Genomic DNA, 6,766 nt, shown 5'->3' on the forward strand with positions numbered 1-6,766 from the left:
CTTCGACCCTACCCACCGCCGGGGCCCCCCGCTCGTCCGCACTGCCGCGCGGCCCGATGTGGCGGGACGTGACAGGATCGGGGCGCACCATGCACGCCCATCCGTACGCCTGTGAGAGGACTCCCGTGGCTGACACGCTGACTGCGACGCTCAAGACCAACAAGGGCGACATCGTCGTCGAGCTCTTCGCGAACCACGCCCCCAAGACGGTCGACAACTTCGTCGGCCTCGCCGAGGGCACCACCCAGTGGACCGACCCCGAGACCGGCGCCCCCGGCAGCGGCCCGTTCTACGACGGCGTGGGCTTCCACCGCGTCATCGCCGGCTTCATGCTCCAGGGCGGCGACCGTCTCGGCACCGGCACCGGCGGCCCCGGCTACCAGTTCGGCGACGAGTTCCACCCCGAGCTGTCCTTCGACCGCCCCTACCTGCTGGCCATGGCCAACGCCGGCCCGGGCACCAACGGCTCGCAGTTCTTCATCACGACGGTGCCCACGCCGCACCTGAACCGCAAGCACACCATCTTCGGCGAGGTCAAGGACACCGAGAGCCAGGCCGTCGTCGACGCCATCGGCGCCACCGAGACCGACCGTCGCGACAAGCCCGTCGAGCCGGTCGTCATCGAGTCGGTCCAGATCACCCGCTGAACCCGGCCGCCACCGGCCCTGAGGAGAAGGCACCCGATGACCGAGCAGCAGGGCGCGCCCGCGTCGCGCCCCGCCCCGTTCTGCTACCGGCACCCCGACCGCGAGACCTACATCTCGTGCCAGCGGTGTGGACGTCCCATCTGCCCGGACTGCATGCGTCCGGCGTCGGTGGGCTTCCAGTGCCCCGACTGCGTCGCCGAGGGAGCCAGGACGATCCGCCAGCCACGCACCGTGGCTGGCGGACGCGTCTCGGGCCGGGTGGGCGTCGTGACGCTCGTCCTCATCGGCATCAACGTGGTGGCCTTCTTGGCGCAGTACGTCACCGGTGGGGCGAACGGCACCGTCACCGACTGGGGCGCGATGCTGTCCCGCAGCGTCGTCAACTTCAACGGCGGCGTCTCCACCGGCGTGGTCGACGGGGCCTGGTGGCGTCCGTTGACGTCGGCCTTCCTGCACGTCGGCCTCCTGCACATCGCCTTCAACATGTACGCGCTGTACGCGTTCGGCCGGCTCCTGGAGGGCTGGCTCGGCACCTGGCGGTTCATCGCGATGTACCTGACCAGCGCGCTGGGCGGGTCCGTGGTGGTCTACCTGCTGGGCCCGACGAACGGCTACTCGCTCGGCGCGTCCGGTGCCGTGTTCGGGCTGCTCGGAGTGGCGCTGGTGATGATGCACCAGCGCCGCTACGACACCCGGACGCTGCTGGTGCTGCTGGCCCTCAACGCCGCGCTACCCCTGCTCATCGGCGGGATCAGCTGGCAGGCGCACCTGGGCGGTCTCCTGACGGGCCTGGCCCTGGGTGCCGCGTTCGCCTATGCGCCCCGCCAGGCGCGGACGCTGGTCCACGTCGGGACCTTCGCGGCGCTGTGGGTGCTCATCGTCGCGGGTTTCGTCCTGCGCACGCTCGCCCTGTCCTGACGTCCCGTCCACAACCCTGTCCACGGCTGTGAATGACAGCGGTGTGAGTTCTCCACACTGGGGACAACCCTGTGGGTAACTACAGCGGTGTAAGACGAGCCGAGCCCGGGACGCACGAAGGGCCACCCACCGCGCGGACGCGGGTGGATGGCCCCGTGGGGATCGACGGTGGTGCGGCTACTCCCACTTCATCGAGAAGCCGAACGCGGCGACGATGAAGCCCATGCCGATGACGAGGTTCCACGAGCCGAGGTCGCTGTACCAGGGGATCTGGACGCGGTCCTGCGTCACGTAGAACACCACGATCCAGGCCAGCCCGATGCCCGCGCAGATGAGCATCGCCGGCGCGGCCCACCGGTTGCCGATCACCTTGGGCTTGACCGGCGTGCGGCCGACCTTGGACCGGGTGGGTGCGTCGCCCTTGGCGGCCTTGGCCGGGTTGCCCGACCTCGAGGCCTTGCCCCCGGACTCCTTCTGCTTCTTCTTGTTCGCGACCTTCTCGGCCCGGGTGCCGGTGGTGGTGCTGGCGGCGGCGACCTCGGCGGCGGTCGCGTCGGCGCCGCCGTCCTCGGGGTCGTGGTCCTCCTCGGCCTTCGCCTCGGCGGCCGCGGCGGCCTTCTGCTTGGCCTGGCCGCCGGCGTAGCCCGACGTGCGCGGGTCGGCGTCGGCGAGGTCGCTGTGCTCGTCGCCGGTGGTGGCCTCGTCGACGATGGCGTCGCCGTACTCCGAGGAGCCGTCGTCGTCGAGCGAGCCGGACTCGCTCACCGCGCCGGCGTCGTCGGAGGAGCGGTCGACGGAGTCGTCCTGCTCGTCGGGCCTCTGGTCGGGCTCGGCCACCTTGTGCACACCTCATCAACGCGGTCCGCCGCGTCGCGACGGAGGGTCGGCTACGTCTCGGACGGAGTTTCGTCCGTCCGCTAGCGTAGTCGGCGACCGGGGGAACCGGTCACCCGACCGGCCGGGGAGGCCTGATGGACCAGCAGGAGGCCGACGAGCCGTCCGCGTCCGCCGAGACGCACCCCCCGGCGGGGTCCCGGCGCCGGAGCAGCTGGCGCCTGGCCGTCCCCCTGGTGTTCGTGCTCACCGGTCTGCTCTTCGCCGCGAGCGGGCTGTCGGCCGGCGGCGGCGACCTGCGCCCCGTGGGCGCCGACCTCGCCGACCTGGTGCGCGAGCGCACCGACCGGGTCGAGACCAAGCGGGACCGCGTCGTCGAGGTGCGCGACGAGGTCGAGCAGCTGTCGGGCGAGGTCGACACCGACACGGTCGAGGAGCAACGCCGCGTCAGCGAGCGGCTGCGTCCCGACGCCGGCTTCACCGACGTGGCGGGTCCCGGCCTGCGGGTCGAGCTGACCGACGCCCCGCGCGACGTCGACGAGCCCGGTCTTGACCCCAACCTGCTCGTGGTGCACCAGCAGGACATCCAGGCGTTCGTCAACGCCCTGTGGGCCGGCGGCGCCGACGCGGTCACGCTGCAGGGCCAGCGGCTGATCTCCACCACCGGCATCAAGTGCGTGGGCAACACCGTCGTCCTCGACGGGGTGCCGTACTCACCGCCCTACGTGATCGAGGCCGTCGGCGACGTCGGCGACCTCCAGCAGGCGCTGTCGGACTCCCCGACCGTGCGCACCTACCGCGAGTACGTGGTGCGCTACCGCCTCGGGCTGGGGGTCGAGACCAGGAACCGCGTCGAGTCCCCGGCCTACGAGGGCGAGGTCGACCTCCAGCACGCCAGCGTCGCCGACTGAGGCCTACTCCCCCTCGGGAGCGACCGGCACCGACGGGACCGGGTCCGTCGTCGGCTGGGTCGGCGTGGGCGCCGGCGCGGGCTTGCTCGACACCGTCAGGCTGACGGTGGACCGCGGGTTCACCTGGTCGCCGGCCTCGGGGCTCTGCGCGGAGACCTGTCCGGCCTCCTGCTCGGCATCGGGGTCGTCGGGCGTCCGGCGCACCTGCAGGTTGGCCGCCTCGAGCGCCGCCGTGGCGTCGTCAAGGCTCATGCCGACGACGTCGGGCACCTCGACCTGGCCGTTCGACACCGTGAGGGTGACGGTCTCGCCCACCTCGACGGTGGAGCCCGCCGCGGGGTCGGTGAACAGCACCTGGTTGCGCGGCGCGTTGTCGTCCTGGCGCTGGACCTCCTCGGCGACCTGGAGGCCGGCTGCCTCCAGCTGCTGACGGGCCGCCGACGCCTGGCGTCCGGTGACGTTGGGCACCTCGACGGTCTCGGGCCCGGAGCTGATCACCAGGCTGACGGGCGTCTGCTCGTCGACGGTGGTGCCGGCCTCGGGGTCCGAGGAGATGACGTCGCCCTCCTCGACGGAGTCCGACGCGGCCTGCGTGACGTCGCCCCGCGTGAGGTTCTCGCTCGTGATCAGCCGCTCGGCGGCGGCCTGGTCGAGGCCCTCGAAGGAGGGCACCGTGGTGGTCGGGGTGGGCGGCGGGTCGTCGTTCACCAGGTTCGGGATGGCCCACGCGCCCACAGCGACGAGCACCAGCAGCGCGAGCACGAGGGCGATCCACAGCCCCCGCCGGCTCTTGCGGCCCTCGGGCTCGGGCTCGCGCGACACCGTCGAGGTGACGACGGGCGGGACGGCGGCACCGGCGGCCACCTGGGTGGCCTGGTCGCCGCTGCCGAACATCATCGCCGGGGACGCGGTGGTCGCCGAGACCTCGAGACCGGCGACGGCGCGCTCGATGTCGGTGCGCATCTCGGCGGCGCTCTGGTAGCGGTCGTCGGTGCGCTTGGCGAGCGCCTTGGCCACGATCGTGTCCATCTGGCGCGTCAGCTCGGGGTTGAGCGACGACGGGATCGGCGGCTCCTCGCGCACGTGCTGGTAGGCGACCGACACCGGGCTGTCGCCGACGAACGGCGGACGACCCGTGAGCAGCTCGAACAGCAGGCAGCCCGTGGAGTAGATGTCGCTGCGGGCGTCGACCTGCTCGCCGCGGGCCTGCTCGGGCGACAGGTACTGCGCGGTGCCGACGACGGCGGCGGTCTGCGTCATGGCCGACGACGAGTCGGCGATGGCCCGCGCGATGCCGAAGTCCATCACCTTGACCTGTCCGGCGGGCGTCAGCATCACGTTGCCGGGCTTGATGTCGCGGTGCACGATGCCCGCACGGTGGCTGTAGTCGAGAGCGGACAGGATGTCGGCGGTGATCTCCAGCGAGCGCTGCGGCATGATCTTGCGACCGTCCTGCATCACCTCGCGCAGGGTCTGACCCTCGACGTACTCCATGACGATGTACGGCAGGCCCTGGTCGTCGGGGCCCGTGGCCTCGCCGGTGTCGTACACGGCGACGATCGAGGGGTGGTTGAGCGCCGCGGCCGACTGCGCCTCGCGGCGGAACCGCGCGAGGAACGTGGGGTCGCTGGCCAGGTCGGTGCGCAGCCGCTTGATCGCGACGGTGCGGCCGAGGCGCAGGTCGCGTCCCACGGACACGTCGGCCATGCCGCCGCGGCCGAGCAGCCCGCCCAGCTCGTAGCGGTCGCCGAGGCGTCCCGCGCCCGTGGCGGCGGAGTGCTCGCCACCGGTGGGCCCACCTGGGAACTCGGTCATGCTGCGTCCCTCCCTGCGCGTCGTCCGCGCCCCTGCGCGTGTGCTCTCGTGCTCATCGATCCAACACCGCCTGCATCACGCTGCGCGCGATCGGCCCCGCGAGCCGTCCGCCGGAGATCTCCGGACGGGACGTGTCGGTGGACTCGACCACCACCGCGACGGCCACCTGACGGTCGCCGAGCTTGGCGAACGAGGTGAACCACGCGTACGGCGGGCGGTCGGCGGTGGACTGCGCCGTGCCGGTCTTGCCGCCGACGGTCGCGCCGCCGATCGCGGCCGAGCCGGCCGTGCCGTCGCGGACGGTCTCGACCATCATCTGCTGCAGCCCGGCGGCGACGTCGCTCGAGACGGCCTCGCCGATCCGGTCGGGCTCGGTGCTGTCGAGCACGCTCAGGTCGGGCGCCCGGACGTTCGAGACGACGTAGGGGCGCATCAGGTCGCCCCCGTTGGCGATCGCCGCGGTGACCATGGCCATCTGCAGCGGCGTCGCCGAGACCTCGTACTGGCCGATCCCGGACTGCGCGAGCTGCGGCGCCTCGAGGTCGGTGTTCGGCTGCGTGGTGAACTGCGAGGCGTTGGCCGGCAGGCCCTCGAGGTAGTCCTCGCCGAAGCCGAACTTGCGGGCCTGCTCGGCGAGCGCGTCCTGGCCGACCCGGCCGGCGAGGCTGCCGAACGAGACGTTGCACGAGACGGCCAGCGCCCGCTCCAACGTGATCTGCTCGCCGCCGCAGTTGCCACCGCCCTCGTTGACCAGCCGGTAGCCGATCCCGGGGAACGACAGCGACGAGCCCGCCTGCACCTCGCTGTCGGGCTTGAGGTTGAGGTTGGTCATCGCGGCCGCCGCGGTGACGAGCTTGAACGTCGAGCCGGGGGGCAGGATCTGCTGGGTCGCCCGGTTGATCATCGGGTCGTTCTCGTTGGCCTGCAGGCGCTGCCACGCGTCGGTGGTGGCCTGGAGGTCGTGGCTCGCGAGACGGTTGGGGTCGTAGGTGGGCGCGCCGACCATCGCGAGCACCGCTCCGGTCTCGGGGTCGAGCGCGACCGCGGCGCCCTTGGCGTTGCCGGGGAGATTCTCCAGGCCCTCGGCGGCGGCCTGCTGCGCGGCGCGGTCGAGCGTCAGGCTGACGCTGCCGCCCTGCGGGGCGCGGCTGCCGATCAGGTCGACGACGCGGTTGACGAACAGGCGGTTGTCCGAGCCGGACAGGATGCCGTTCTGCGAGCGCTCGAGCGCGCTGCGTCCGTAGATGTAGGAGTAGTACCCGGTGAGGTTGGCCCAGAGCTTCCCCTCGGGGTACTGACGCTGGTACTGGAAGTCGTCGTCGCTCGGCACGCTCTCGGCGATGGCCTTGCCGCCGACGAGGATCGCGCCGCGGTCGCGGGAGAACTCCTCGTCCATCACCCGGCGGTTGCCGTTCTTGGCGTTCAGGCTGTCGGCCTCGACGAACTGCAGGTAGTTCACGTTGAGCATGAGGGCGACGAACAGCGCGAGGCAGCCGATCGCCAGCACACGGATGGGTCGGTTCATCGCAGCTTCACCACCTGGGTCGCGTCTTCCTCGTCCAGCTGCACCACCGCGGGTGCGGGGCGCCGGCTCTGGTCGCTGATGCGGAGCAGCAGGGCGACGATCGCCCAGTTGGCGAG

At 71.9% G+C, this 6,766-nt stretch carries 6 protein-coding genes; 3 read left to right on the forward strand and 3 right to left on the reverse strand.

The genetic code is table 11. From position 1 onward, the window contains the following. The first annotated feature begins 125 nt into the window (after positions 1-125). Together ACI6PP_RS22560 and ACI6PP_RS22565 are read left to right on the forward strand one after the other, a co-directional pair. Complete coding sequence (locus tag ACI6PP_RS22560) at positions 126-647, forward strand: peptidylprolyl isomerase (RefSeq protein WP_421113980.1); 522 nt, start codon at positions 126-128, stop codon at positions 645-647. A 36-nt stretch (positions 648-683) separates the two neighbouring features. Then, positions 684-1,565 carry a rhomboid family intramembrane serine protease gene (locus ACI6PP_RS22565; RefSeq protein ID WP_421113981.1) on the forward strand — a complete coding sequence of 294 codons (882 nt, stop codon included), beginning with the start codon at positions 684-686 and terminating at the stop codon, positions 1,563-1,565. 177 nt (positions 1,566-1,742) lie between these two features. Here ACI6PP_RS22565 and ACI6PP_RS22570 read toward each other — a convergent pair whose 3' ends face one another. Beyond that, on the reverse strand, positions 1,743-2,402 hold the full coding sequence (locus ACI6PP_RS22570) for a cell division protein CrgA (protein ID WP_421113982.1): 660 nt from the start codon (positions 2,400-2,402) through the stop codon (positions 1,743-1,745). Between the two features lie 134 nt (positions 2,403-2,536). Between ACI6PP_RS22570 and ACI6PP_RS22575 the strand changes: the two genes are divergently transcribed. Continuing rightward, on the forward strand, positions 2,537-3,310 hold the full coding sequence (locus ACI6PP_RS22575; protein WP_421113983.1) for a DUF881 domain-containing protein: 774 nt from the start codon (positions 2,537-2,539) through the stop codon (positions 3,308-3,310). 3 nt (positions 3,311-3,313) lie between these two features. Here the strand turns inward: ACI6PP_RS22575 and pknB are convergent, their stop codons facing one another. Together pknB and ACI6PP_RS22585 are read right to left on the reverse strand one after the other, a co-directional pair. Beyond that, entirely contained in the window at positions 3,314-5,125 is a 1,812-nt protein-coding gene (pknB, locus tag ACI6PP_RS22580; RefSeq protein WP_421113984.1) for a Stk1 family PASTA domain-containing Ser/Thr kinase, read from the reverse strand. Between the two features lie 52 nt (positions 5,126-5,177). Further along, positions 5,178-6,650 (reverse strand): peptidoglycan D,D-transpeptidase FtsI family protein, encoded by a 1,473-nt coding sequence (locus ACI6PP_RS22585; RefSeq protein ID WP_421113985.1) that lies wholly within the window; start codon positions 6,648-6,650, stop codon positions 5,178-5,180. Between the last annotated feature and the right edge of the window lie 116 nt (positions 6,651-6,766).

It is taken from the genome of Solicola agrisoli (assembly GCF_049059935.1).
In the GTDB taxonomy this organism is placed as follows: Bacteria; Actinomycetota; Actinomycetes; order Propionibacteriales; family Nocardioidaceae; genus JAURVT01.